At 66.3% G+C, this 22777-nt stretch carries 21 protein-coding genes and 1 riboswitch; of the genes, 12 read left to right on the top strand and 9 right to left on the bottom strand.

Translation table 11 applies throughout. From position 1 onward, the window contains the following. The first annotated feature begins 100 nt into the window (after positions 1-100). The 3 genes from purH (at position 101) to U1707_RS10485 (ending at position 3655) form a co-directional block, all read left to right on the top strand. Positions 101-1663: a bifunctional phosphoribosylaminoimidazolecarboxamide formyltransferase/IMP cyclohydrolase gene (gene purH, locus U1707_RS10495; RefSeq protein ID WP_332800031.1), complete on the top strand. Its 1563-nt coding sequence runs from the start codon at positions 101-103 to the stop codon at positions 1661-1663. Between the two features lie 268 nt (positions 1664-1931). Further along, the gene (locus U1707_RS10490; protein WP_056053652.1) at positions 1932-2270 is read left to right on the top strand and encodes a P-II family nitrogen regulator; all 339 of its coding nucleotides are present in this window, start codon (positions 1932-1934) and stop codon (positions 2268-2270) included. Between the two features lie 38 nt (positions 2271-2308). After that, the gene (locus U1707_RS10485) at positions 2309-3655 is read left to right on the top strand and encodes an ammonium transporter (RefSeq protein ID WP_332800030.1); all 1347 of its coding nucleotides are present in this window, start codon (positions 2309-2311) and stop codon (positions 3653-3655) included. Between the two features lie 679 nt (positions 3656-4334). Here the strand turns inward: U1707_RS10485 and U1707_RS10480 are convergent. From U1707_RS10480 to recQ, 3 genes are read right to left on the bottom strand one after another with little or no spacing between them, the layout of a single operon-like run. Next, the gene (locus tag U1707_RS10480) at positions 4335-4733 is read right to left on the bottom strand and encodes a hypothetical protein (RefSeq protein ID WP_332800029.1); all 399 of its coding nucleotides are present in this window, start codon (positions 4731-4733) and stop codon (positions 4335-4337) included. Next, the gene (locus U1707_RS10475) at positions 4730-5158 is read right to left on the bottom strand and encodes a protein tyrosine phosphatase family protein (protein ID WP_332800028.1); all 429 of its coding nucleotides are present in this window, start codon (positions 5156-5158) and stop codon (positions 4730-4732) included. The genes U1707_RS10480 and U1707_RS10475 overlap by 4 nt, the downstream gene beginning before the upstream one ends. After that, on the bottom strand, positions 5155-6924 hold the full coding sequence (gene recQ / locus U1707_RS10470) for a DNA helicase RecQ (RefSeq protein ID WP_332800027.1): 1770 nt from the start codon (positions 6922-6924) through the stop codon (positions 5155-5157). Before recQ ends, U1707_RS10475 begins: the two co-directional genes overlap by 4 nt. A gap of 126 nt (positions 6925-7050) precedes the next feature. Here recQ and U1707_RS10465 point away from each other — a divergent pair, with 126 nt between their 5' ends. Both U1707_RS10465 and U1707_RS10460 read left to right on the top strand, forming a co-directional pair. Then, complete coding sequence (locus U1707_RS10465; RefSeq protein ID WP_332800026.1) at positions 7051-8037, top strand: hypothetical protein; 987 nt, start codon at positions 7051-7053, stop codon at positions 8035-8037. Between the two features lie 90 nt (positions 8038-8127). After that, positions 8128-8280 (top strand): hypothetical protein, encoded by a 153-nt coding sequence (locus U1707_RS10460; RefSeq protein ID WP_332800025.1) that lies wholly within the window; start codon positions 8128-8130, stop codon positions 8278-8280. A 457-nt stretch (positions 8281-8737) separates the two neighbouring features. On the opposite strand, the gene U1707_RS10455 is transcribed toward U1707_RS10460, so the two are convergent. Continuing rightward, positions 8738-10567 (bottom strand): ABCB family ABC transporter ATP-binding protein/permease, encoded by a 1830-nt coding sequence (locus tag U1707_RS10455; protein ID WP_332800024.1) that lies wholly within the window; start codon positions 10565-10567, stop codon positions 8738-8740. Positions 10568-10700: 133 nt separating this feature from the next. Between U1707_RS10455 and U1707_RS10450 the strand changes: the two genes are divergently transcribed. Beyond that, complete coding sequence (locus U1707_RS10450; RefSeq protein ID WP_332800023.1) at positions 10701-10931, top strand: hypothetical protein; 231 nt, start codon at positions 10701-10703, stop codon at positions 10929-10931. Between the two features lie 119 nt (positions 10932-11050). Here the strand turns inward: U1707_RS10450 and U1707_RS10445 are convergent, their stop codons facing one another. The 4 genes from U1707_RS10445 to crtY form a co-directional block, all read right to left on the bottom strand. Continuing rightward, positions 11051-12001 carry a phytoene/squalene synthase family protein gene (locus U1707_RS10445; protein WP_332800022.1) on the bottom strand — a complete coding sequence of 317 codons (951 nt, stop codon included), beginning with the start codon at positions 11999-12001 and terminating at the stop codon, positions 11051-11053. Between the two features lie 177 nt (positions 12002-12178). Continuing rightward, positions 12179-12760 carry an LOG family protein gene (locus U1707_RS10440; protein ID WP_332800021.1) on the bottom strand — a complete coding sequence of 194 codons (582 nt, stop codon included), beginning with the start codon at positions 12758-12760 and terminating at the stop codon, positions 12179-12181. Between the two features lie 182 nt (positions 12761-12942). Beyond that, positions 12943-14421, bottom strand: a complete 1479-nt coding sequence (locus tag U1707_RS10435; RefSeq protein WP_332800020.1) for a phytoene desaturase — start codon at positions 14419-14421, stop codon at positions 12943-12945. Further along, the gene (crtY, locus tag U1707_RS10430; protein ID WP_332800019.1) at positions 14418-15584 is read right to left on the bottom strand and encodes a lycopene beta-cyclase CrtY; all 1167 of its coding nucleotides are present in this window, start codon (positions 15582-15584) and stop codon (positions 14418-14420) included. The genes U1707_RS10435 and crtY overlap by 4 nt, the downstream gene beginning before the upstream one ends. Positions 15585-15972: 388 nt before the next feature. On the opposite strand from crtY, the gene U1707_RS10425 reads away from it, so the two are divergent. Next, positions 15973-16542 carry a GNAT family N-acetyltransferase gene (locus U1707_RS10425; RefSeq protein ID WP_332800018.1) on the top strand — a complete coding sequence of 190 codons (570 nt, stop codon included), beginning with the start codon at positions 15973-15975 and terminating at the stop codon, positions 16540-16542. Here U1707_RS10425 and U1707_RS10420 read toward each other — a convergent pair. Continuing rightward, a complete protein-coding gene (locus U1707_RS10420) occupies positions 16526-16744 on the bottom strand; it encodes a hypothetical protein (protein ID WP_332800017.1) in 219 nt (72 codons plus the stop codon). The genes U1707_RS10425 and U1707_RS10420 overlap by 17 nt on opposite strands. 399 nt (positions 16745-17143) lie before the next feature. Here U1707_RS10420 and U1707_RS10415 point away from each other — a divergent pair, with 399 nt between their 5' ends. The 5 genes from U1707_RS10415 (at position 17144) to U1707_RS10395 (ending at position 22227) form a co-directional block, all read left to right on the top strand. Next, positions 17144-17650 (top strand): DUF2141 domain-containing protein, encoded by a 507-nt coding sequence (locus U1707_RS10415; protein WP_332800016.1) that lies wholly within the window; start codon positions 17144-17146, stop codon positions 17648-17650. Positions 17651-17719: 69 nt separating this feature from the next. Beyond that, the gene (locus U1707_RS10410; protein ID WP_332800015.1) at positions 17720-18583 is read left to right on the top strand and encodes a MipA/OmpV family protein; all 864 of its coding nucleotides are present in this window, start codon (positions 17720-17722) and stop codon (positions 18581-18583) included. 595 nt (positions 18584-19178) lie between these two features. Further along, on the top strand, positions 19179-20198 hold the full coding sequence (locus tag U1707_RS10405) for a ferritin-like domain-containing protein (protein ID WP_332800014.1): 1020 nt from the start codon (positions 19179-19181) through the stop codon (positions 20196-20198). 51 nt (positions 20199-20249) lie between these two features. After that, positions 20250-21272 carry a ferritin-like domain-containing protein gene (locus U1707_RS10400; protein WP_332800013.1) on the top strand — a complete coding sequence of 341 codons (1023 nt, stop codon included), beginning with the start codon at positions 20250-20252 and terminating at the stop codon, positions 21270-21272. Positions 21273-21354: 82 nt separating this feature from the next. Beyond that, entirely contained in the window at positions 21355-22227 is an 873-nt protein-coding gene (locus U1707_RS10395) for an outer membrane protein (protein WP_332800012.1), read from the top strand. A 405-nt stretch (positions 22228-22632) separates the two neighbouring features. Continuing rightward, positions 22633-22742: riboswitch (TPP riboswitch) on the top strand. Positions 22743-22777 lie beyond the last annotated feature (35 nt).

The raw sequence follows: 22777 nt of genomic DNA, 5'->3' as shown, positions 1-22777 counted from the left end.
CTACCTTTGTTGAGTGGCGGGACAGAGCAAAGGAGCCTGTTCCCAAGCCCTAACCAACGCTAAGGCACCGCCGCACGGCGACTCCCGACGAAAGATCCTCATGACCAGCATCCCGATCAAGCGCGCGCTCCTGTCCGTCTCCGACAAGACCGGGATCGTCGATCTCGGCAAGGCGCTCGCGAGCCACGGCGTAGAACTCGTCTCCACCGGCGGCACCGCCACCGCGCTCCGCGCCGCCGGCCTGGAAGTCCGCGATGTGTCAGAACTCACCGGCTTCCCCGAAATGATGGACGGCCGCGTCAAGACGCTCCACCCGATGGTCCACGGCGGCCTGCTCGCGGTCCGCGACGATTCCGGCCACGCCGCCTCGATGGCCGAGCACAAGATCGGCGCGATCGACCTCGTCATCGTCAACCTCTACCCGTTCGAAGCGACCGTCGCGAAGGGTGCCGACCGCGACACCGTGATCGAGAACATCGACATCGGCGGCCCCAGCATGGTGCGCTCGGCCGCCAAGAACCACGCCTATGTCGCGATCGTCACCGACCCCGCCGACTATGCGCTCGTCTCGGGCGGCACCACGACGCTCGAAGACCGCAAGAAACTCGCCGCGAAAGCCTTCGCCACCACCGCAGCCTATGATTCGGCGATCGCGACCTGGTTCGGCACGGTCGATCAGGCCGAGGAATTCCCCGCCACGCTGCCGATCACGCTCAAGCGCGGCGACACGCTGCGCTACGGCGAGAACCCGCACCAGTCCGCCGCCTTCTACACGGCGACAGGCTCGGTCCGCGGCATCGGCCAAGCCCGCCAGCTCCAGGGCAAGGCGCTCAGCTACAACAACCTCAACGACGCCGACGCCGCGCTCGAGCTGATCGCCGAATTCCGCGACGCCGCCCCCTCGGTCGTGATCGTCAAGCACGCCAACCCCTGCGGCGTCGCCACCGGCGCCACGCTCGCCGACGCCTATGCCGCAGCGTTCGCCTGCGATACGGTCTCCGCATTCGGCGGCATCATCGCCGTCAACCGCACGCTCGACGCCGAGACCGCGCGCGCAATCACCGGCATTTTCACCGAAGTCGTCGTCGCCCCCGATGCCGACGAGGAGGCGATCGCGCTGTTCGCGGCCAAGAAGAACCTCCGCCTGCTCCTCACCGGCGACCTCCCCGATCCCGCCCGCGCGGGTTTGACGGCCAAGTCGATCGCCGGCGGCTGGCTCGTCCAGGGCCGCGACAACGGCACCCCCGGCGAGTTGAAGGTGGTCACCAAGCGCCAACCCACCGAGCAGGAACTGATCGACTGCCGCTTCGCCTGGACCGTCGCCAAGCACACCAAGTCCAACGCGATCGTCTACGCCAAGGACGGCAGCACCGCGGGCATCGGCGCCGGCCAGATGAACCGCCTCGAATCCGCGCGCATCGCCGCGTGGAAGGCGAAGGACGCCGCCGAAAAGGCCGGCTGGTCCACCCCGCGTACGATCGGCTCGGCCGTCGCGTCGGATGCGTTCTTCCCGTTCGCCGACGGCCTGCTGGCGGCAGTGGAAGCGGGCGCGACGGCGGTGATCCAGCCCGGCGGCTCGATCCGCGACGCCGACGTCATCGCCGCGGCGGACGAAGCCGGCCTCGCCATGGTCTTCACCGGCATGCGCCACTTCCGGCACTGAGTTCGCCGCGCCGGACGCTCACTAACCGTTCCCCCGCGAAAGCGGGGGCCCAGGACCACAACGCCACCGCTCGTAACCCTGGGCTCCCGCCTTCGCGGGAGAACCGCAGGTGGGATGGGCTGCCCATAAAACAGGCACCTCCACCGCACTGCACAAGTTTTAACCCCAAACCCCCCGCTGCCCGCCCCGCAAGCACACCTCACCCCCTCCACACCCCAACTGGCACGCACATTGCGATGCACCTCCCGTAACAAGGGGAAGGGGCGCGATGAAACTCGTCATTGCCATCATCAAGCCGTTCAAGCTCGACGAGGTGCGCGAAGCGCTCACCACGATCGGCGTGGCGGGCATGACGGTCACCGAGGTCAAGGGGTTCGGCCGTCAGAAGGGTCAGACCGAGATCTATCGCGGGGCCGAGTACAGCACCAACATGGTGCCGAAGATCAAGATCGAGGTGGTTTGCGCCGCCAGCCTGTCCGACCGTGTGGTCGAGGCGATCCAGGCATCGGCGAACACCGGCGCGATCGGCGACGGCAAGATCTTCGTGCTCGACGTCGGCCAGGCGGTACGCATCCGCACCGGCGAGACCGATGATTCTGCCCTGTGAAGATGAACGACTTGAGGGGGGACGAGATGAAGCATGACATGAAGACAGCCGCCTCGGCGGTTCTGGGGTTCGGCGCGGCGATGATCGCCGCCGCACCCGCCTGGGCTCAGGACGTCGCGGCACCCGTAGCCCCGGTCGTCGCACCCGTGGTGGCGACCGTGAACAAGGGCGACACCGCCTGGATGATGACGTCGACGCTGCTGGTGTTGATGATGATCGTCCCCGGCCTCGCGCTGTTCTACGGCGGCCTCACCCGCGCCAAGAACATGCTGTCGACGATGACGCAGATCGGCGCGGTCGCGTGTCTCGCGATGCTGCTGTGGGTGATGTACGGCTACACGATGGCGTTCGGCGACGGCGGCGGCGAGTATATCTCGGGCTTCGGCAAGGCGCTGCTCCGCGGCATCACGCCGGATTCCACCGCAGCCACCTTCACCGCCGGCGTCGCGATCCCCGAATATGTCTTCATCTGCTTCCAGATGACGTTCGCGGCGATCACCGTCGCGCTCGTGCTCGGCTCGGTCGTCGAGCGGATGAAGTTCTCGGCGGTCATGGTCTTCGCCGCGGTGTGGCTGACGATCGTCTATTTCCCGATCGCGCACATGGTGTGGGCATCGGGCGGCAAGTTCTTCAAGATGGGCGCGCTCGATTTCGCCGGCGGCACTGTCGTCCACATCAACGCCGGTGTCTCGGCGCTGGTGGCTGCGCTGATCCTCGGCAAGCGGCTCGGCTATCCGACCGATCGCATGGCGCCGCACTCGCTGACGATGACCGGCATCGGCACCGGGTTGCTGTGGGTAGGCTGGTTCGGCTTCAACGCCGGCTCGGCACTCGAGGCCAACGGCTCGGCCGGGCTCGCAATGCTCAACACCTTCGTCGCCACCGCCTCGGCGGGCCTCGCCTGGATGCTGGTCGAGCGCGTCAACGGCCACAAGGGTTCGGCGCTCGGCTTCTGCTCGGGCATCATCGCCGGTCTCGTCGCGGTCACGCCTGCAGCCGGCAACTCCGGCCCGTTCGGTGCGATCATCCTCGGCGCGGTCGCGTCGGTGGTCTGCTATTACGCGGTGACGTTCCTGAAGCCGAAGCTCGGCTATGACGATGCGCTCGACGCGTTCGGGATCCACGGCGTCGGCGGCATGATCGGCGCGATCGGCACCGGCATCGTCTACGCCCCCGCGTTCGGCGGCCCCGGCAAGCCCGATTTCGACATGGGCCACCAGCTCTTCGTCCAGGTCGCAGCAGTTGCCACCACGATCGTCTGGGCGGCGATCGGCACCGTCATCGCGATCTTCATCGCCAAGGCGCTGACCGGCCTGCGGGTCTCCGAAGAGGTCGAGCGCGAAGGCCTCGATCTCGGCGAGCACGGCGAACGCGCCTACGACTAGTTCGGTAGCGGGCCGCACGAGCCCGCACCCACGACGTTCCTCCTGCGGACAACCTTGGCTCGGTGTGGCAACACACCGGGCCATTTTTTTTGGTATCGATCGAAGTGGTACTTCGATCGAGTTTAAGGGGGCAGGGGGCCACACCTACGATGTTCTCCCGCGAAGGCGGGAGCCCAGGACCAAGCAAAGCGACACGGGTTAAATCCCCCTCCCGCTTGCGGGAGGGGGCAGGGGAGGGGCCGACGTACGTACTGGCGTCCGGCCCATGGGGCTAACCCCTCCCCCGACCCCTCCCGCAAGCGGAAGGGGAGCAGAAGAGTGCCGTCTCCCCGCATCGGTTTACACTCAAGTCCTATGCGCCAGCACCACCCCGGCGAAGGCCGGGGCCCAATTGGGGGACGTCGATGACGACGGGCGGTCCTTCGTTACTGCAACCTCGCCAATTGGGCCCCGGCCTTCGCCGGGGTGGTGTGGAGCCCCGATACGACCAGCGCAAACACCCCCAACCCGTTCGCGCCGAGTAGCTCCGTCAGGAGCGTATCGAAGGCGCGTATTGAAGCACAGTCCCTCCTCCGACACGCCGCTTCGACAAAGCTCAGCAGCTATTCAGGACGAACGGAAGGGGGCGCGAGAGAGGGGCCGGGGACGCGTAAGCCGCGATCCCAGCGAAAGCGCGCCGCTAAACCCGAACGCCCTTCGGCGCCAACCGCCGGATATCCAGCACGTCGACCTTCGCCAGCATAACCGCTCCCAGCGCCCGGTCCCCGGTCTCCACCAGGATACCCTCATGCGTAGCGCGCACCGTCCGCCACGAGACCTCGCGCACCGCCAACCGCTTCCCGATCCGCTTCACCGCCGCGACGCGCCCATCATCGGCGATCGCCAGCGCCCCCTGGCCATCCGCACCCACAACAGCCCCCGCCACCGCAAACCCGGCAAGCTGCGCCTGCGCCGCGTCCGCCGCCTCTTCCGGAGTGTCGATCTTCACGACCCGCCGCATCCGCACGACGACCCAGCCCAGGCCGCCAAGCAGCACCACAACGACGGCCACGACACCGCCGACGATCGCAGGCGTCATCGCGGCCCTGCGAGCGCGTCCAGCATCGGGCGTATGCCGCGCAGGTCATACCCAGCGTCCTCGGCCTGCGCCAAAAGCAGGTTCGGGTTCCGCCCCGCCTTAGCCGCCGCCAGCGCCCACAAATTACAGCTCCGCGTCCCCGACCGGCAATACGCCAGCACCGGCCCGTCCGCATCGACCAAAGCCTGCGTCATCGCGTCGATCTGCGGATGCGAGAACCCCGCATGCGTCACCGGAATCGCAACGTACTTCAGCCCGGCCGCCTCCGCCGCCGCACGAATAGCGTCACCGGAGGGTTGCCCCGCATCCTCGTCGTCCGGCCGGTTGTTGACGATCGTCTTGAACCCCGCCGCCGCGATCTCCGCGACATGCTCGACCGCAATCTGCGGCGCGACCGAAATACTTTCGTTGATGTGCCGTATCATGCGGACTCGCGGATCACCTGGAGGAAGGCATCCCCATAGGCGTCGAGTTTCCGCGCGCCAATGCCTGAAAGCAGGCTGAGTTCGGCCCGCGACGCAGGCCGCTGCCGGGCGATGTCACGCAGCACCGAATCGTGGAAAATCACATACGGCGGAACGCCCGCCTCCTTCGCCAGATCGCGCCGCCGCACACGCAGAGCCTCGAACAACGGATCGTCCACAGGGTTCGGCACAGCGCCGACCGCACCCTTGCGCCGCCGCTCGCGCTTGGGCGGCACGACGATCGACACCGCCGCCTCGCCCTTGAGGATGGCCTTCGCCGCCGGCCCGAACTCCAGCCCCCCATGCGGATTGGTGCGCAACGCATCCTTTAGCATCAGCGCGCGCGACACGGGTTTGAGCAACGCAACCTCGTCGCCCTCGACGATCCCGTACACCGACAACGCCTCATGCCCGTTCATCAGGCTCCGCTCCGACGAAACCCCCGTCAGGATGCCCTCGATATACCCCACACCGTACATCTGCCCGGTCCGGAACACCGCCGACAGGAATTTCCGCGCCGTCTCGGTCGCGTCGACAGCATCGACGTTACCAAGGCAATTGTCGCAATTCCCGCAATCCTCCAGCCGCTCCTCGCCGAAATGCTTGAGCAGGATCCGCCGACGACATCCCGCCGTCTCGACCAGCCCGCCCATCGCGGTCAGCCGCTGCCGCTCGCCCGCCTGCCGCTCGGGCTCGACCTCGCCGATCCGCTGCCGAGCGCGCGCGAAATCCTCCGCACCCCAGAACAGATGCGCGATCGCCGGGTCGCCGTCACGCCCCGCGCGTCCCGTCTCCTGGTAATAGGCCTCGATCGATTTCGGCAGCCCGGCATGGCACACGAACCGCACGTCGGGCTTGTCGATCCCCATCCCGAACGCAACCGTCGCGCAGATCACCATGTCCTCGCTCGCGACGAAATCCGCCTGGTTCTTCGCGCGCACCTGCGGATCGAGCCCCGCATGATACGCCCGCGTCGGCCGCCCGCTCCGCCCCAGCGCCTCGGCCAGCTTCTCGGTCGCCGCCCGCGTCTGCGCATAGACGATCCCCGGCCCCGGAATCTTCTCCAGGATGTCCGCGATCTGCCGGTTGACGTTGTCGCGCCCCGAAATCGCATAGCGGATGTTCGGCCGGTCGAACCCCGACACGATCAGCCCCTCTTGCGAGATTCCCAGCTGCTCCAGAATGTCCGCCCGCGTATGCGCGTCCGCAGTCGCGGTAAGCGCCAGCCGCGGCACATCCGGAAAGCTGTCAAGCAACGGCCGCAGCAACCGATAGTCCGGCCGGAAATCATGCCCCCACTCACTGACGCAATGCGCCTCGTCGATCGCGAACAGGCTGATCCGCGCCTGGCCGAGCAGGTTCCGAAAACTCTCGTTCGAAGCCCGCTCAGGGGCGACGTACAGCAGGTCCAGATCGCCCGCCCGGAACCGGGCGATCGTCTCCTCGCGATTGGTATCGACCGACGTCAGCGTCGCAGCCTTGATCCCGACCGCGGTGGCGGCCCGCAACTGGTCGTGCATCAACGCGATCAGCGGCGACACGACCACGCACGTCCCCTCCAGCATCGTCGCCGGCAACTGGTAACACAACGACTTGCCCGCCCCCGTCGGCATCACCGCCAGCGTCCGCCGTCCCGCGAGCACCCGATCGACGACATCGCGCTGCACGCCGCGAAAATCAGGAAAGCCAAAGATGCGCTGGAGATCGGGAAGGGGGTCGAGTGCCATTGCCATGCGATCTAGGCGCGGCATGCCGCCCCGTCGAGAGCGCGCATACATTCATTCCCGCCCGGAAAATCGTTGCGACCACGGCACGATGTGCGACATCTTTCGCGTCGGTTCGGGGGGGATGGCATGACAGGCTCTGTTTTGCGCGGCGTTCTACGCGGAGTTGTCGCGGCATTCGTCTCGGTCGTGCTACTCTCTATCGGAAGTCCGGCTTCTGCTGCGGACAAGGAAGCGCCGGTTCGCGACGTACCGGTCGGCGGCATGATCGCCGCGACGATCGACGGCACGCCGGTCACGTTGCGCGTCGATCCCGGCGCACCCGGGCTCGTCCTGATGACCACCGCCGGCGCCGACCGGCTCGGGTTGAAAGGCGGCATGATGGAGCTCGGCTATTCGGTGGGCGGGCAGGGCGCGATGCAGGCCACGACCGTGCGGCCGATGACGTTCGACGCCACCCGCGTGAAACGCCGGATCGGCTTTCCCAGCCCCAAAAAGGGGTCTGCCGACGGTCGCTGGATCGGCCGTGCCTATGCAACCGTCGGCGATGGCAGCATCGGGCCGGGATCGCTCCCCGAACCCGTCGTGCGCATCGCCCTCAACGCGCCACGCGCAGGCGAACGGACCATCGCGCTGCCGATGGTCGATGGCGGCGGCCTGTTCGGGCGGCTGTCGGGCGAGTTCGCGCAGATCATGATCGGCGGCCAGCCCGTCCGCGTCCGCTTCGACCCCTATCACCCGCGCACCACGGTCACCGCCAACGCCGCATCGCTGATCGCCGCAGCGCAGGGTGGCACGCTCACCGGCGGTGCCGAGCCGGTCGAGATCGCCTTCGGTATCGCGCGCCCGGTGCGCACAATGACGCTTGCCAAGCCGCTCGCGGTCGGACCGTTGACGCTATCGACGCTCGGCGTCCGCACCAGCGACGTCGGCAGCGCCGCCGCGATCCCCGAAGCCGACGCCGCGCCACCCGATCCGGACGAGATCGTCGTCACCGCCAAGGGCAAACGCGACCCCAAGCGCGACCGCCTGACGCTGGGCGCAGACCTGCTCGACCGCTGCTCTACCATCGTCTTCGACGAGCCGGCGAAACAGGTTCGGCTGACGTGCGGATAGCCTGATCGACCCAAACTCCGTGATCGTCCGCGACGCGAGTCGTATTGCGCGATCCTGCTCGACGACAACAACCGCAAGACGGTCGCGCGGATGCATTTCAACGGGATCACGACCAAGTATCTCGGCATGTTCGCCGGCAAGGACGAGACGCGGCACCTGCTGTCCGACCTGACGCACATCTATCAATACTCAGCCGCAATCGAGGCGCGGTTGCGCGAACTGGACCCGTCGATCCCGGCGTAGGGGCGCCGTCGGTCTCGCTCTTCCGTTCCCCCGCGAAAGCGGGGGCCCAGGACCAAGCATGCCATCGCTTGTGATTCCTGGACCCCCGCATTCGCGAGGGAACTGGAAGGGCGGCGCATACCGCTAAGCTATCGCCTCGGGCTCCATCCATCACCCAAACACCAACCACCCCGGCGCAGGCCGGGGTCCAATTGGGGAACGTTGCTAACGGATGGGGGCGCGTCGTTATTACCACCTTTCCAGTTGGGCCCCGGCCTACGCCGGGGTGGTTCACCCAGTCGAGCGTGGTCGTGAACTCGCCACCACTCCCCCGTCATGCCGGGCTCGTTCCGGCATCCACCCGTCCCCAAAAGCAAAACGTGAGAGTTTGCGGAACGGTGGACCCCGGAACAGGTCCGGGGTGACGGCGTGTGGTCTGGCGAGGGTTCACGGTTCCACCAAGCGGCAGAAGCCCAACCTACTCCGCCGCCAACGCACCCGCATCATCCCCAGCGCGCTCCTGCGCCTGCCGGTTCCACATCTCCGCATACACGCCGCCCTGCCGCAACAGGTCCGCATGCGTGCCCTTCTCGACGATCCGCCCCGCCTCCAGCACGACGATCTGGTCCGCATGCACGACCGTGGACAGCCGGTGCGCGATCACGATCGTCGTGCGCCCACGCTCGATCGCCTCCAGCGTATCGAGGATCTCCGACTCGGTCCGGCTATCCAGCGCCGACGTCGCCTCGTCCAAAATCAGGATCGGCGGGTTCTTCAGCAGCGTCCGCGCGATCGCCACGCGCTGTTTCTCGCCGCCCGACAGCTTCAGCCCACGCTCGCCGACCCGCGTGGCGTACCCGAGCGACTGGCGCTCGATGAACCCGGCAATCGCCGCACCCTTCGCCGCTGCTTCGACCTCAGGCATCTCCGCCCCCTCGCGACCGTACGCGATATTATACCCGATCGTGTCGTTGAACAGCACCGTGTCCTGCGGCACAATCCCGATCGCGGCCCGCAGCGACGCCTGCCGAACCTCCGCAATATCCTGCCCGTCGACGGTAATCCGCCCACCCGTCAGGTCGTAGAACCGGTACAGCAACCGCGCGAGCGTCGATTTCCCCGCACCCGAAGGCCCGACCACCGCCAGCGTCGATCCCGCCGGCACGTCCAGCTCCAGATCGCGCAAAATCGGCCGCCCGACATCATATCCGAACGACACCCCCTCGAACCGCACATGCCCGGCTCTCACCGCCAGCACAGGCGCACCCGGCGCGTCCACCACGGTCGCCGGCGTATCGATCAGGTCGAACATCGCCGCCATGTCGAGCGCACCTTGCCGGATCGTGCGGTACACCATCCCCAGCAGGTCGAGCGGTCGGAACAGCTGCGCCAACAGCGTCGACACGAACACCACGTCGCCCGCCGAAGCTTCGCCCCGGCTCCACCGCCACACCACGAAGCCCATGCCGCCCGCCAGCATCAGGTTGGTGATCAGCGCCTGCCCGAGATTGAGCCACGCCAGCGAGTTTTCGCTCTTCACGGCGGCTTCCGAATAGGCGGTGATCGCCCGGTCGTAGCGCTTCGCCTCGCGCTCCTCCGCACCGAAATACTTGACCGTCTCGAAGTTCAGCAGCGAATCCACCGCATGCGCGACCGCCCCGGTGTCGAGGTCGTTCATCTGCGCCCGCAAGGCGTTGCGCCAGTCGGTCACCATCCGCGTGAACGCGATATAACCGACCACCATCACGACGGTAGCGACGACCAGCGGCCAGCCGAACTTGGTCCAGAACAGCCCGAGCACCAGCACCAGTTCGAACACGGTGGGCGCGATGTTGAACAGCAGGAAATACAGCATCGTGTCGATGCTCTTGGTGCCGCGCTCGACCACCTTGGTGACCGCACCCGTCCGCCGCGACAGGTGAAAATCGAGGCTCAGCGCATGAAGATGACGAAACACCTGCGCCGACAGCCGCCGCGACGCATCCTGTCCGACGCGCTCGAACACCGCGTTGCGCAGATTGTCGAACAGCGTCGTCCCGAACCGCGACGCCGCATACCCGACCACCAGCAGCACGACCAGCGTCAGCGCCCCGCGATCGTTCCCCGCCATCCGGTCGACCGCGTATTTGAGCGTGAACGCGGCGCCGAACACCTGGATCAGCTTCGACGCGATCACGAGCAGCATCGCGACGACGATCCGCGCCTTCAGCTTGGGCTGCCCCGCCGGCCACAGGAACGGCAGGAAACGGCGGAGCGTCGGCAGCAACGGCTGGTCCGCGCGGGTGGAGGTGTAGGTATCAGGGGGCATGGATCGACGCGATGTAGGCGCGGTCAAGCCCCGACGAAAGCGTTTGGCGGAACATTCCTGCCAGTTCGTCGCTTTTATCACCGTGTCCGACGATGGCCACTAGGATCGCCACCGCGACCCGCTGGAGAATGAAATGGAACCGCTGTTCTACGTCATGGCCATCATGGGCTGCAGCGACGGCAATGTGAACTGCACCGAGGCACGCGTCATCCCGGCGCGCTACGAGACGATGGCGCAGTGCCGCGCGGCACTTCCCAATCAGTTGGCGCAGAATACCGACGTTCCCTACCCGATGATCGGTGCGAACTGCCGCGCCAGCGGTCAGCTCATGGCGAAGACCGGCAAGGCCAAGTCGCAGGGCTGACCAGTATTTTCGTCATGCCGGGCTTGTTCCGGCATCCACCCGTCGCCGAGCTCGATGCGTGAGACTGCCTGGAAGGGTCTACCCCGGAACACGTTCGGAGTAGTTGAGGCCGGCGAGCATCATACCTTAGGTCGCGTCCACAACCGCGCATCCCTCACCGTCCGCGGATACAGCGTCTCCCGCCGAGCCGCCTCCCGCGCAGCCTTCGCGATAAACCCCAGCTTCTGCATGCCCGACGTGGTCACCCGGTGATCCCAAGCATGCTCACCCCGAGCCGCGACCGTACGCCCGATCGCGCCGTATATCCCCGCCGCCGACAGCACCGCCCAAGCCGAGCGGAACGACAACGCCGGCGTTCCCTCGCGCGCGCTCGCCTCGAACGCAGCGGCACGCTCCGCCATCCGCTTGGTCAACACCGCCAGCCGTGATCGGAACGGCGGCTTCATGTGCTGGCCCGGCGGAAAGTCCATCTCGACCAGCCATTCCTCGGGCAGGTAGCACCGCCCGACCCGGTCATCCTCCTCGACGTCGCGCGCGATGTTGGCGAGCTGGAAGGCCATCCCCAAATCGCACGCACGGTCGAGTGTATCCTCGTCTTCGGGATCGACGCCCATGGCCACGGCCATCATGCACCCGACGACGCCCGCGACATGGTAGCAATATTTGTAGAGGTCGTTCTCCGACCGCGGCCGCCACTCGCGCGCATCCAGCGCAAAGCCCTCGACCAAATCCCGCGCGAACCGCTTCGGCATGCCGGTCTCGGCAGCGACGATCCGCAACGCATCGAACGCCGGCTCGCCGACGTAGTCGCCGGCGAGCGCTTGTTCGGTCATCGCCGACAGCGCGACGAGCCGGGCAGGGGCGTCCTCGACCACCGTCATCCCGTGCCCATGATCCTGCCCGTCGGCGATATCGTCGCACCGCCGACACCACGCGTACAACAGCCACGCCCGCTCGCGCGTCGGCTTGTCGAACAACAGGCTGGCGGCCGCGAAACTCTTCGACCCGCGCGAGATAGACTCATGCGCCGCCGCAACGGTCGCCGCACGCGAGGGGAGGGGCTCACTCATTCTCGCACTCTCACCACCATCGCAGGCTGCACCGCTATGGCCACCACCCCGGCGAAGGCCGGGGCCCAATTGGGAAGGTCGACGTAACGACGCGCAACGCTCACCAACCCACGTTCCCCAATTGGGCCCCGGCCTCCGCCGGGGTGGAGTGGGGTTCGGCGTGCAGTCCAAAAACCCTCACAAATCCGACGCGTTCATCCGCACGATCGGCTGCGTCGGGACATGGCGCCCCATCCGGTCGAGCAGCACATCCAGCGTATCCGCCACGATCAGCAGGTCACGGTGCTGCGGCCGCAGAAACCCGACCTCGCCCATCTTGTCCCAGAACGCGATCAGATGGTCATAATAGCCCGCGGTATTCAGCAACCCGACCGGATCGGCGTGATACCCAAGCTGCGCCCAGCTCAGCGCCTCCCACAGCTCGTCCATCGTGCCCGTGCCACCCGGAATCGTCACGAACCCATCGGAGAGATCGGTAAACATCTGCTTCCGCTGATGCATGCCCTGCACCACGTGCAATTCGGTCAACCCGCGATGCGCAACCTCCGCATCGACCAGCGCCTGAGGAATAACCCCAATAACCTCGCCGCCGCCCTCGAGTGCGCCATTCGCAATAGCGCCCATCAGCCCGGTTCGCCCGCCGCCATAGACGAGGCCAATCCCCCGCTCGGCCAGCGTCCGCCCGAGCGCGCGCGCGCCCTCGATATAAGTTGGATCAGCCGGCGTCGCCGACCCGCAATACACAGCAAGTCTCTTCATCCCGCACCGCTAGGGGATGGCGGCGGGCGGCTGCAAGAAAAGATTTTGTTCGCGCAGAGGCGCAGAGAGCGCGGAGGAGAACCGCCCGGAACGGGCATCAAACCTCCATCGCGATTTGGCGGACAGTCGCTACGCGACAAGCGCAACACCTCCGCGTCTCCGCGCCTCCGCGTGAACAAACCTTACTTCTCGCCTTCCAACATCAACCGAGCCGTAGCCTTCGCGCTTCCCACAACGCCAGGAATCCCAGCGCCAGGATGGGTCCCGGCCCCCACGAAGTATAAGTTGGGAATATGCTCGTCGCGGTTGTGGACCCGGAAATACGCACTCTGCGTCAGCACCGGCTCCAGCGAGAACGCCGACCCCAGATGCGCGTTCAGGTCCTGCGCGAAATCCTTCGGCGCGTACGAGAATTTCGTCACGATCCGCTCGTGGATGTCCGGGATCAACCGTCGCCCGATCTCGTCGAGGATGCGCTTCTCCAGGATCGGTGCGATCTCGTCCCAATCGACCGGGAACTTGCCCAGATGCGGCACCGGCGCCAACGCGTAGAACGTCGAATGCCCCTCCGGCGCCAGCGAAGGATCGGTCACGGTCGGATGATGCAGGTACAGCGAGAAGTCCTCGCTCAGCACGCCATGGTCGTAAATGTCCTCGAGCAGACCCTTATAGCGCGGCCCGAACAGGATCATGTGGTGCGGGATGCCCGGCCAGGTGCCCTTGATCCCGAAATGCACGACGAAAAGCGACGGCGAGTATTTCTTCCGCTCCAGCGACCCCGTCTTGCGCTTCGCACTGCGCGACGTCGTCAGCAGGTCGCGATAGGTGTGCATGATGTCGCTGTTCGCCGCCACCGCATCCGCCTGACCCGACCAGCCGCTCGCGGTAGTCACGCCCGTCGCGCGGTCGCCCAGAGTCTCGATCGACGTCACCGGATCGTCGAGCCGCAACACGCCGCCCAGCCGCTCGAACTGCGTGACCAGCGCCGCGACCAGCCGGTTGGTACCACCACGCGCGAACCACACCCCGCCATCGCGCTCCAGCTTGTGGATCAGCGCATAGATCGCGCTCGTCGTCATCGGATTGCCGCCGACCAGCAGCGTATGGAAGCTCAACGCCTCGCGCAATTTCTCCGACTTCACGAAGCTCGACACGATCGAATAGACCGACCGCCACGCCTGGTATTTCGCCAGCGCCGGCGCCGCCTTGATCATCGACCCGAAATCGAGGAACGCGACATGGCCGAGCTTCTCATAGCCCTCGTGAAACACGCCGGCCGAATATTGCAGGAACTTCTCGTACCCCGCCCAGTCGCCGGGATGCAGCTTCTCGATCTCGGCGCGCATCTGGACGTCGTCGTTGGTATAGTCGAAATTCGTCCCGTCCGGCCAGTTCAGCCGATAGAACGGCAGCACCGGATCGAGCGTCACGTCATCGCTCATGTCGTGGCCCGACAGCGCCCACAGCTCGCGCAGGCAATCCGGATCGGTGATGACCGTCGGCCCCGCATCGAACGTGAAGCCGTCGCGCTCCCAGAAATACCCACGCCCACCCGGCTTGTCGCGGCTCTCGACGATCGTCGTCTGCACGCCGGCGGATTGCAGCCGGATCGCGAGCGCCAGCCCGCCGAAACCTGCGCCGATGACTATTGCGGTCTTCATGATGACATACTGCCTGCGATGGCGCGGACGGCGCGCACGATGGGGACGGGGGGCTTGCCGGTCAGAACGCGAGCCTTGTCGGAAAGCGTCGAGCGTCCGGCGTAGAAACGGCCGATGAGCGATGGTGAGAGGCGGTAGAAGCGTTCGAGGATGCGATAGCGTTCCTCGGGCTCGGCGGCGCGAAACAACATCGTGTCGAGCATCCGGTAGAAACCACGGCTTTTCCACGTCGCGCGCGCCATCGCATGCGTCGCGTCATGCAGTTTTACGCCCGAAAAATCGCTCAGCCCCGCCAGCATCGACGCGGTCCGCACCGCATCGGGCAGCGAATAGCCGGTGGTCGGATGAAACATCCCCGCGCGCATGCCCGCCTTCGCGACATGCGCCCCGCCCGACCGCCAATACGCCTCGAAATCGCCCCCCATCGCGACCGGCAGCACACCCGCTTCGTGGCGCGCCGCCTGCGCCACGTGCCAGCCGCGTGCATCCGCATAGTCGTGGATACGCGTCGTCAGTGCCTCGACATCGAGATCGGGGGTGTCGCTGTAATAGGTGTCCTCGACGAACATCCGGTCGGGGGCCAGCGGCAGGCAATAGACGAAGCGATAGCCGTCGATCTGCGGCACGGTCGCGTCCATGACCGTCGGCACGGGGCTGTCGTGCGGCGCACTCAGCACCAGCTCGCGCCCGACGAATTTCTGCCACGCCAGATCGAGCAGCGACAGATCGCCCGGGCCCCGCACGTCGATCACGCCCTTGGCCTCGATCCGGTCGCCATCCGCCAGCACCACCGCGGTCGCACTCGCGCCCGACACTTTCCGCCCCAGCATCAGCGCATGGCCCGGCAGGACGCGGCGCACCTCGCGGTCCAGCCGCTCGCTCTCGATCGAATAATAGGTCGCGTCGATCGTCCGTCCGTGCGCCGGAAAGCGGACGTCGTACCCCTGCCACGCATGCACCACGAGCGGCGCGACGATCCAGCGATCTGCCTGCGCCACGTCGCTGCCGAAGAACGACCACAGGTGATTGCCGCCGACGACCGGCGCGGAGTCGATCAGCCGCACGTCGAGCGTCGGATGCCTGGCCTTGAGCGCCAGCGCGATCATCCCGCCGGCCAAACCCGCGCCAACGATCGCGACGTCGCAGGAAATCGTCGATGCCATGCCTTGCGACTAGCGCAAAGCGGGGGGCACGAAAACAACCTTTGCAAAGCAATCAGACGCGAAGACAACCTGCATTGCCGCGAGGGGATGCAGGCTGGGAGCGGGGCCGCGTCGCACAGCGAAAGGAGCGACGCGCGGAAGGGCGCGAGCGACGGGATAAGAGCGATGGCGGACGAGCGATAAAGGGGGGGCGAGCGATAGCGAATAACGAGAGAAACCAGCCTTGCCCCCCTCCCTGGAAGGGAGGGGCTGGGGGTGGGTCGGTTTCCGCATATCCGAACGCGCGTGGCTCGATCGGGCCGACCCACCCCCGACCCCTCCCTTCCAGGGAGGGGAGAATGCGCGGCAACGCATACCCCTTCATCCAAATCCGCCTTAGACAGTATGAATGCCCCAGCCCGCATCCGCCCCCACGCTAACCACCGCCCGCCTGACCCTGACCGGCCACACCGCCGCCGACCTCGAGGACTGCGCCGAAATGTGGACCGACCCCCGCGTCTACACGATGATCGGCGGCCAGCCGCGGTCGCGTGAGGACGTCTGGATCCGCCTCCTCCGCTCGATCGGCCAATGGACCCTGTTCGGTTACGGCAGCTGGATCGCCCGCGACGCCACCGGCCGCCTGATCGGCGAACTCGGCTTGATCGAAGCCCGCCGCGCGATCGTGCCGTCGATCGACGCCGCCTCAGGCCTCAGCCCGGAGATCGGCTGGACCCTCGCCGGGGCCGCGCAAGGCCAGGGCTATGCTTCCGAAGCCCTCGCCGCGATCCTGGCGTGGACCGACGCGCGCATCCCCGCGACGACCTGCATCATCGATCCCGCCAACGCCGCGTCGATCCGGCTGGCGGACCGCTTCGGCTACCGACTGCGCACGACCGGCATCTACCGCGACGCGCCGATCCTGATCTTCGACCGCGCCGCGCCTCCCGCAAATCCCGCGGTTATTGCTGTGCGGTGACGACCGGCTGCTGCACCGACGCGATCGGCATCGGATCGCCCGCCCGGTCGTAGAACGCCATCATCATGATCCCCAGCGCCAGGATGCTGCCGGTGATCGCGTATATCAGTCCCTTGTGATCCTTGTGGGCCTTGCCGGAATCCTGGTCCGTATTCTGGCCCCTATCCTGGCCCGGGTCCCCGCGTGCGTTCTGGTCTGCCATGCATCACTCTCCGATCGGCAGGTCATCCTGCTCTGAACGGGGAGGCTATCACGTTTCCGCGCACTGCATAGGGGCTATCGCCGCACCGGCGGAATCTCCCGGACCGTGCAAGGCCAGCACCGATCCGATCTCGATCTCGGCCCAGATCCCGACCCCCCATCCGACGCACAGCCACCCGATCCGAGCACCGACCGCTGTGATACTTCCGCTACTGGTCCTCGCAATTCCGATCCATGTCGGCGCACGCAATTTGGTGAAGCCGTATGCGACGGGTATGGGCCATGGCGATCATATGATGCGGCAGGTTTTCCCGCGGTTCATGTGACGAGGAGCAATGGGGCGCGCGGCCGATGAAGGTCGGACGCCATCGGCGACATCATGAACGATACGGGTGCAAACATGGCCATCACTTCCGAACCTGGGATCGGCTCTGCGACACCCCCCGTCACCCGGACCGCATGGAACGCGATGTCGCGGCGGCTGGGCGGCGCGGCCGGCATCGGTGCGCTATGGATGATGCTGGCCGCGACGGCACCCGTCACGCGGCTCGACGTCGAAGTCGACAATCTCCGCTCGTCCAAGGGCATGATCCGGGTCTGCCTGACCGCCGATCCGAAGAATTTTCCCGCCTGTGTCGACGATGCCGACGCGCTGACCCGGTCGATCCCGGCAAGCGTCCACGCGATCAGTTTCCCCGGCCTGCCGCAGCGCGCCTATGCGCTCGCGCTCATTCACGACGAGAACAACAATTCGAAGCTCGATACGATCGCCGGCATCCCGCGCGAGGGCTATGGTTTCTCGCGCAATGCCGCCGTCCGGTTCGGGCCACCGCATTTTTCCGCGGCCGAGTTCAAGCTGGCTGGTGATGCCGATATGCAACAGGTGAAAATGCGTTACATCTTCTGACCGATCGTAACGGACCGAAATCGGTTTCACCGCGTTCCGCCGTGGAACCTTTTTGTCCGGAGCACGTCCTTGCGCGCATTCAACCTATTCCTGTCTGCCGCAATCGCGGTACTCGCCACCGCCACGCCGGCGCTAGCGCAGACCGATCCGAACCCGTCGCCGACGATCACCGATCCCAAAGACAACAACCGCGTCACGGTCGCGCTCGGCGTCGTATCGATGCCCGATTACGAGGGCGCGGACAGCAATTCCTTCACCCCCGCCGGTGCTTTCGTCGGCACGGTGCGCGGCCATGACTTCTTCCTGCGTGGCACGCAGCTCTACTTCAACCTGATCCCGAACACCGGCGAAGTCGGCATCAATTACGAAGTCGGCGTCATCGGCGGCCTGCGCCGCGATCGCACCGGCGATATCGACAACCGCCAGGTTCGCGCACTCGGCAAGATCGACACGGCCTATGAGATCGGCGGCTATGTCGGCATCGCCCGGACCGGGGTGATCACCAGCGACTACGACACGCTCACCGCACGCGTCGCCTATGTCCACGACGTGTCGGGCACGTACGACAGCTATGTCATCACGCCGCAGGTGAACTACACCACGCCGCTGTCGGTGCGTACGCTCGTCTCGCTCGGCCTCGCCGCGGACTATGCCGGCAAGGGCTTCGGCCGCACCTATGCGGCGGTGACACCGATCGGCTCGCTCGCCAGCGGGCTGCGGACCTACGACGTCAACGACGCCGGCTTCCGTCGCGTCAACGCCTCGCTGTTCGTCGTGCAGAGCCTGTCGGGCGATCTCCGCCACGGCCTCGGCGTCGGCGCGGGCGTGCTCTACGGACGCATGGTCGGCAAGTACAAGGACAGCCCGATCGTCGCCGACGTCGGCGACGCCGACCAGTGGCTCGGCGCGATCGGCCTGACCTACACCTTCTGATCTGAGGCCGGCCCGATCTCTTACCGGGCAAACTGAAGCCAAACCGAAGACCTATCGATCCTCCCCCGCAAAAGGGGGGAGGATTGCGAGGGCGGGAACCGCTACGCATTCCTGCACATGGCGGCCCAAGCGGCGTCCAGAAGGTCCAACCCAAAAGCCCCTCCCCTTCAGGGGAGGGGTTGGGGTGGGGCAGTTCCACGCGAACGCGGTCCGTGTGGCAACGCCCCACCCCCGTCCCCTCCCCTGAAGGGGAGGGGGGCAGAGCTCGCTATCCACTAGTGGCTCTTCAGCAACGCCAGGCATAAAGCGCCCGCCAAACCGCCGCGACTCACGCCCCATGGCGCCCCCGCAAGACCACCCCGCCGCAGCCCCACCGCACCCCACACCACCGCCCAGATTTATTTCACGGCGTGACCGTTAATGCTGCGTCCATTTCCCCGGTGCGTCCGTTACTCGATTTGGACGGCAGATTTCTGCCCGCAATAGAGCGCGTTACGAGTCGGGCCTTGGCGACAGGGTGTTACTCTCATCGGTCCGGATTGTTCGATTGTTTCAATAACTCCGACGTCTGCAACAACAAGGGGAGGACCCTGATATGACCGAGAGCGTGCACCTGATCGAAGCCCTCGATGCGCGAGTGGAACGGCGCAGCGAGCGTCGTGATTTTTTCAAGAATGCGCTCGGCGCCGCTGCGATCACCGCGGCCGGTGCGACCGCGCTGTCGATGTCCAGCGCCGCGGCGGCCCAGGCCGTCACCGACGCCGACGTCCTGAACTTCGCGCTCAACCTCGAATATCTCGAGGCGCAATTCTACTCCTATGCCGCCTACGGCACCGGCCTCGACAACAGCCTGTTGTCCGGCACCGGCACGCAGGGTGCCGTCCGCGGTGGCCGCCAGGTCAATTTCACCGATCCGATCGTCGCGCAATATGCCCGTGAGATCGCCCAGGACGAGATCGCGCACGTCAAGTTCCTGCGCGCCGCGCTCGGCACCTCCGCCGTCGCGCAGCCGGTGATCGACGTCAGCGTCTCGCCGACCAGCGCCTTTTCGACCGCAGCGCAGGCCGCAGGACTCGTCCCCGCCGGCACCGCGTTCGATCCCTACGCAACGGACGAAGCGTTCCTGCTCGGCGCGTTCATCTTCGAAGACGTCGGCGTGACCGCGTACAAGGGTGCCGCCCCGCTGCTGACCAGCAAGACGTTTCTCGAGGCTGCAGCCGGCCTGCTCGCGGTCGAGGCGTATCACGCCGCGATCGTCCGCACGACTCTGTACGGCAAGGGCATCGCGACGCCGTCGCTCCGCACGTCCGCGGATGCCATCTCGCGGGCCCGCGACAGCCTCGACGGCGGTGGCGCCAACACGACGATCTTCGGCGCCAACGATCTCGACCAGGGCATCTCGTCGTACAGCGCGACGCCGATCAACCTCGCCACCACGCAGGCCGCGGTGACCGTGTCGAACATCGTCCCGCTCGACAGCAACGGCGTGGCCTACAGCCGCTCGGTGAGTCAGGTGCTCAACATCGTCTATCTCAACAGCGGTGCGGCATCGGCCGGCGGGTTCTTCCCGAACGGCATGGCCGGCAACATCAAGACGAGCACTGCGGCAGCCTGATCGCTTCAGTCCGGCCCAACGCTCATCTTCGCTATTCAGGGGATTAACCCAATGACCGATCTCAATACCAAGCTCGAGATATTCGACGCGATTGCCGCCCGCCGCAACGAACGCCGCGGCTTCCTTCGCTTCGCCGGCGGCTCGGCCCTCGCCATCGGTGGCGCGAGCCTGCTCGCGGCCTGCGGCAACGACGATGCCGATCTCGCACCGACCCCGACGCCGGGACCGACGCCGGCCGCGACGCTCAGCGATGCCGACGTGCTCAATGTCGCACTGAACCTCGAATATCTCGAAGCGCAGTTCTACGCGGTCGCGGCGTTCGGCGTCGGCCTCAACGCCAGCCTGCTCACCGGCACCGGTACGCAGGGTGCGGTCACCGGCGGCGCTCAGGTACCGTTCCAGGATGCCGTCGTCCGCGAATATGCCCGCGAGATCGCGATCGACGAAGTCGCCCACGTCGCGTTTCTGCGCTCGGCCCTCGGCACCGCCGCCGTCGCCCAGCCTGCGATCGACATCTCGGTCGGCACGGCAGCCGCGCCGGGTGCCTTCACCTCGGCCGCCCGCGCGGCCGGCGTCATCGGTGCAACGGGTGTGTTCAACCCCTATGCCGACGACAACAGCTTCCTGCTCGGCGCGTACATCTTCGAGGACGTCGGTGTTTCGGCCTACAAGGGCGCGGCACCGCTGATCGCCAACAAGACCTATCTCGAGGCAGCCGCCGGCATCCTTGCCGCCGAGGCCTATCATGCGGGCCTGATCCGCACGATCCTGTACCGCAAGGGGCTGCAGACGCCGAACCCGATGCCGTCGCTCATCACCGCTGCGAACCAGATCAGCAATGCGCGCGACAGCCTGGATGGTGCGAGCGATATCGATCAGGGCATCACCGGTTCGGATCCGACGATCTCGAACATCGTGCCCACCGACGTCAACGGTCTGGCCTATAGCCGCTCGGTCGCGCAGGTGCACAACATCGTCTACCTGACCAACACCGCAAGGATCGGCGGGGGCTTCTTCCCCAACGGGACCAACAACCGCCTCGATTCACTGCGGACGAGCGGCGCCAACGCGTGATCGTCGTCACGAACTAAAACAGGAAAATCCGGGTCGCGGCGCACATTCAGGGCGCCGCGGCCTCTCGTTTGGGGAACGAACCATGACACATTTCACGAAGCTCACGATGCTCGCCGGTCTCGCGACCGCGGGCATTTTCGCCGTTCCGGCCGCCGCGCAGGACATGACCACCGACAGCAAGCCGTTCTCGGGCGTCTATATCGGCGCGGCCGGCGGCTATGACGTGCAGAGCAACGACGTCGGCTCGTCGATCCTGTTCGATCGCAACGGCGACGGCAATTTCAGCGACAGCGTCAACACGATCACCGGCGCCAACGCCTTCTCGCCGGGCTTCTGCAACGGCTCCGCCCGCACCGCGGTCCCGGCGTACGGTTGCCGCAACGACGATGATGGCTGGTCGTACTATGGCCGCGCAGGCTTCGACGTGCAGAGCGGCCCGTTCGTGGTCGGCCTGGTCGGCGAATTCGGCAAGTCCGACATCACCGACAGCGTCGCCGCCTTCTCGACCACGCCTGCTAGCTACACGATGGCGCGCAAGCTGAAGTGGGAAGGCTCGGTCCGCGCCCGCGCCGGTCTCGCCGCCCGCAACACGCTGTTCTACGCCACCGGCGGCGCCGGCTATGCCAAGATCGACAACCTGTTCTTCACCACCAACACCGCCAACGCCTTCGCCGCCACCGGCTCGAACAAGCGCTGGGGCTATGTCGGCGGTGGCGGCATCGAGCAGAAGCTGACCCGGAACATCTCGATCGGCATGGAATACACCTATCACCAGTACAAGGACGACGACGCCCGCGTCCTCGTCACCGCCGGCACCGCGATTGCCGGCAGCCCGGTCCTGCTGGCGAACAACCCGTTCGTCCTCGCCCCCAACACCAGCGGCACCACCTTCCGCCGCAGCGACGAGAACTTCCGCTGGCACTCGCTGCGCGGAACCGTTTCTTTCCGCTTCTGAAGCAAGACGTAACCAACCACTCCGTCACCCCGGACTAGTTCCGGGGTCCACCGCGCCGCAAACTCGACACCCTCGATTGCGCGGCACGCTGGATGCCGGAACAAGCCCGGCATGACGGAGCAAGCTTGGCTCTGCCACCTTGAAAAAAGGCCGTTGCCCCAACCAGGGCAGCGGCCTTTCTTGTTAGAGAGCCCCAACCCCGAACCGAAGCACCACCCCGGCGAAGGCCGGGGCCCAATTGGCGAGGTGGATACAACGAAGAACTGCCCTCCGTTACCGCCGTCCTCCAATTGGGCCCCGGCCTTCGCCGGGGTGGTGCCTTATCGAGCGCGCAATAATCACCAAGCTTCGCACACGCCGAGCCCCCAAATTCCCCATTGCACCCCACCCCCAGCCGCGTATGCTCACCCCACCCCGGGGGAGCGCTAATCCGCGCTTGAGAGGAAGGCAGGAGCCTTCGACCCGCTGAACCTGATCCGGTTGATACCGGCGGAGGGAGGGAGCGGTCGCCACAGAACCGCAAGCCTTGCTCCGAGACCCGTAGGAGCAA

The sequence above is a fragment of the Sphingomonas sandaracina genome (assembly GCF_036663695.1).
Taxonomy (GTDB): Bacteria; Pseudomonadota; Alphaproteobacteria; order Sphingomonadales; family Sphingomonadaceae; genus Sphingomonas.
Note: the sequence above shows the minus strand (reverse complement) of the source record. Positions and strands in the feature narration are given on the sequence as shown.

Coding starts and splice junctions, on each gene's coding strand:
- U1707_RS10450 (WP_332800023.1), top strand. CDS start 10,701: ATGGAACCGCTGTTCTACGTCATGGCCATCATGGGCTGCAGCGACGGC.
- U1707_RS10395 (WP_332800012.1), top strand. CDS start 21,355: ATGACACATTTCACGAAGCTCACGATGCTCGCCGGTCTCGCGACCGCG.
- recQ (WP_332800027.1), bottom strand. CDS start 6,924: ATGGCACTCGACCCCCTTCCCGATCTCCAGCGCATCTTTGGCTTTCCT.
- U1707_RS10460 (WP_332800025.1), top strand. CDS start 8,128: ATGCATTTCAACGGGATCACGACCAAGTATCTCGGCATGTTCGCCGGC.
- crtY (WP_332800019.1), bottom strand. CDS start 15,584: ATGGCATCGACGATTTCCTGCGACGTCGCGATCGTTGGCGCGGGTTTG.
- U1707_RS10480 (WP_332800029.1), bottom strand. CDS start 4,733: ATGACGCCTGCGATCGTCGGCGGTGTCGTGGCCGTCGTTGTGGTGCTG.
- U1707_RS10440 (WP_332800021.1), bottom strand. CDS start 12,760: ATGAAGAGACTTGCTGTGTATTGCGGGTCGGCGACGCCGGCTGATCCA.
- U1707_RS10465 (WP_332800026.1), top strand. CDS start 7,051: ATGACAGGCTCTGTTTTGCGCGGCGTTCTACGCGGAGTTGTCGCGGCA.
- U1707_RS10405 (WP_332800014.1), top strand. CDS start 19,179: ATGACCGAGAGCGTGCACCTGATCGAAGCCCTCGATGCGCGAGTGGAA.
- U1707_RS10445 (WP_332800022.1), bottom strand. CDS start 12,001: ATGAGTGAGCCCCTCCCCTCGCGTGCGGCGACCGTTGCGGCGGCGCAT.
- purH (WP_332800031.1), top strand. CDS start 101: ATGACCAGCATCCCGATCAAGCGCGCGCTCCTGTCCGTCTCCGACAAG.
- U1707_RS10475 (WP_332800028.1), bottom strand. CDS start 5,158: ATGATACGGCACATCAACGAAAGTATTTCGGTCGCGCCGCAGATTGCG.
- U1707_RS10435 (WP_332800020.1), bottom strand. CDS start 14,421: ATGAAGACCGCAATAGTCATCGGCGCAGGTTTCGGCGGGCTGGCGCTC.
- U1707_RS10420 (WP_332800017.1), bottom strand. CDS start 16,744: ATGGCAGACCAGAACGCACGCGGGGACCCGGGCCAGGATAGGGGCCAG.
- U1707_RS10490 (WP_056053652.1), top strand. CDS start 1,932: ATGAAACTCGTCATTGCCATCATCAAGCCGTTCAAGCTCGACGAGGTG.
- U1707_RS10400 (WP_332800013.1), top strand. CDS start 20,250: ATGACCGATCTCAATACCAAGCTCGAGATATTCGACGCGATTGCCGCC.
- U1707_RS10455 (WP_332800024.1), bottom strand. CDS start 10,567: ATGCCCCCTGATACCTACACCTCCACCCGCGCGGACCAGCCGTTGCTG.
- U1707_RS10415 (WP_332800016.1), top strand. CDS start 17,144: ATGGCCATCACTTCCGAACCTGGGATCGGCTCTGCGACACCCCCCGTC.
- U1707_RS10425 (WP_332800018.1), top strand. CDS start 15,973: ATGCCCCAGCCCGCATCCGCCCCCACGCTAACCACCGCCCGCCTGACC.
- U1707_RS10485 (WP_332800030.1), top strand. CDS start 2,309: ATGAAGACAGCCGCCTCGGCGGTTCTGGGGTTCGGCGCGGCGATGATC.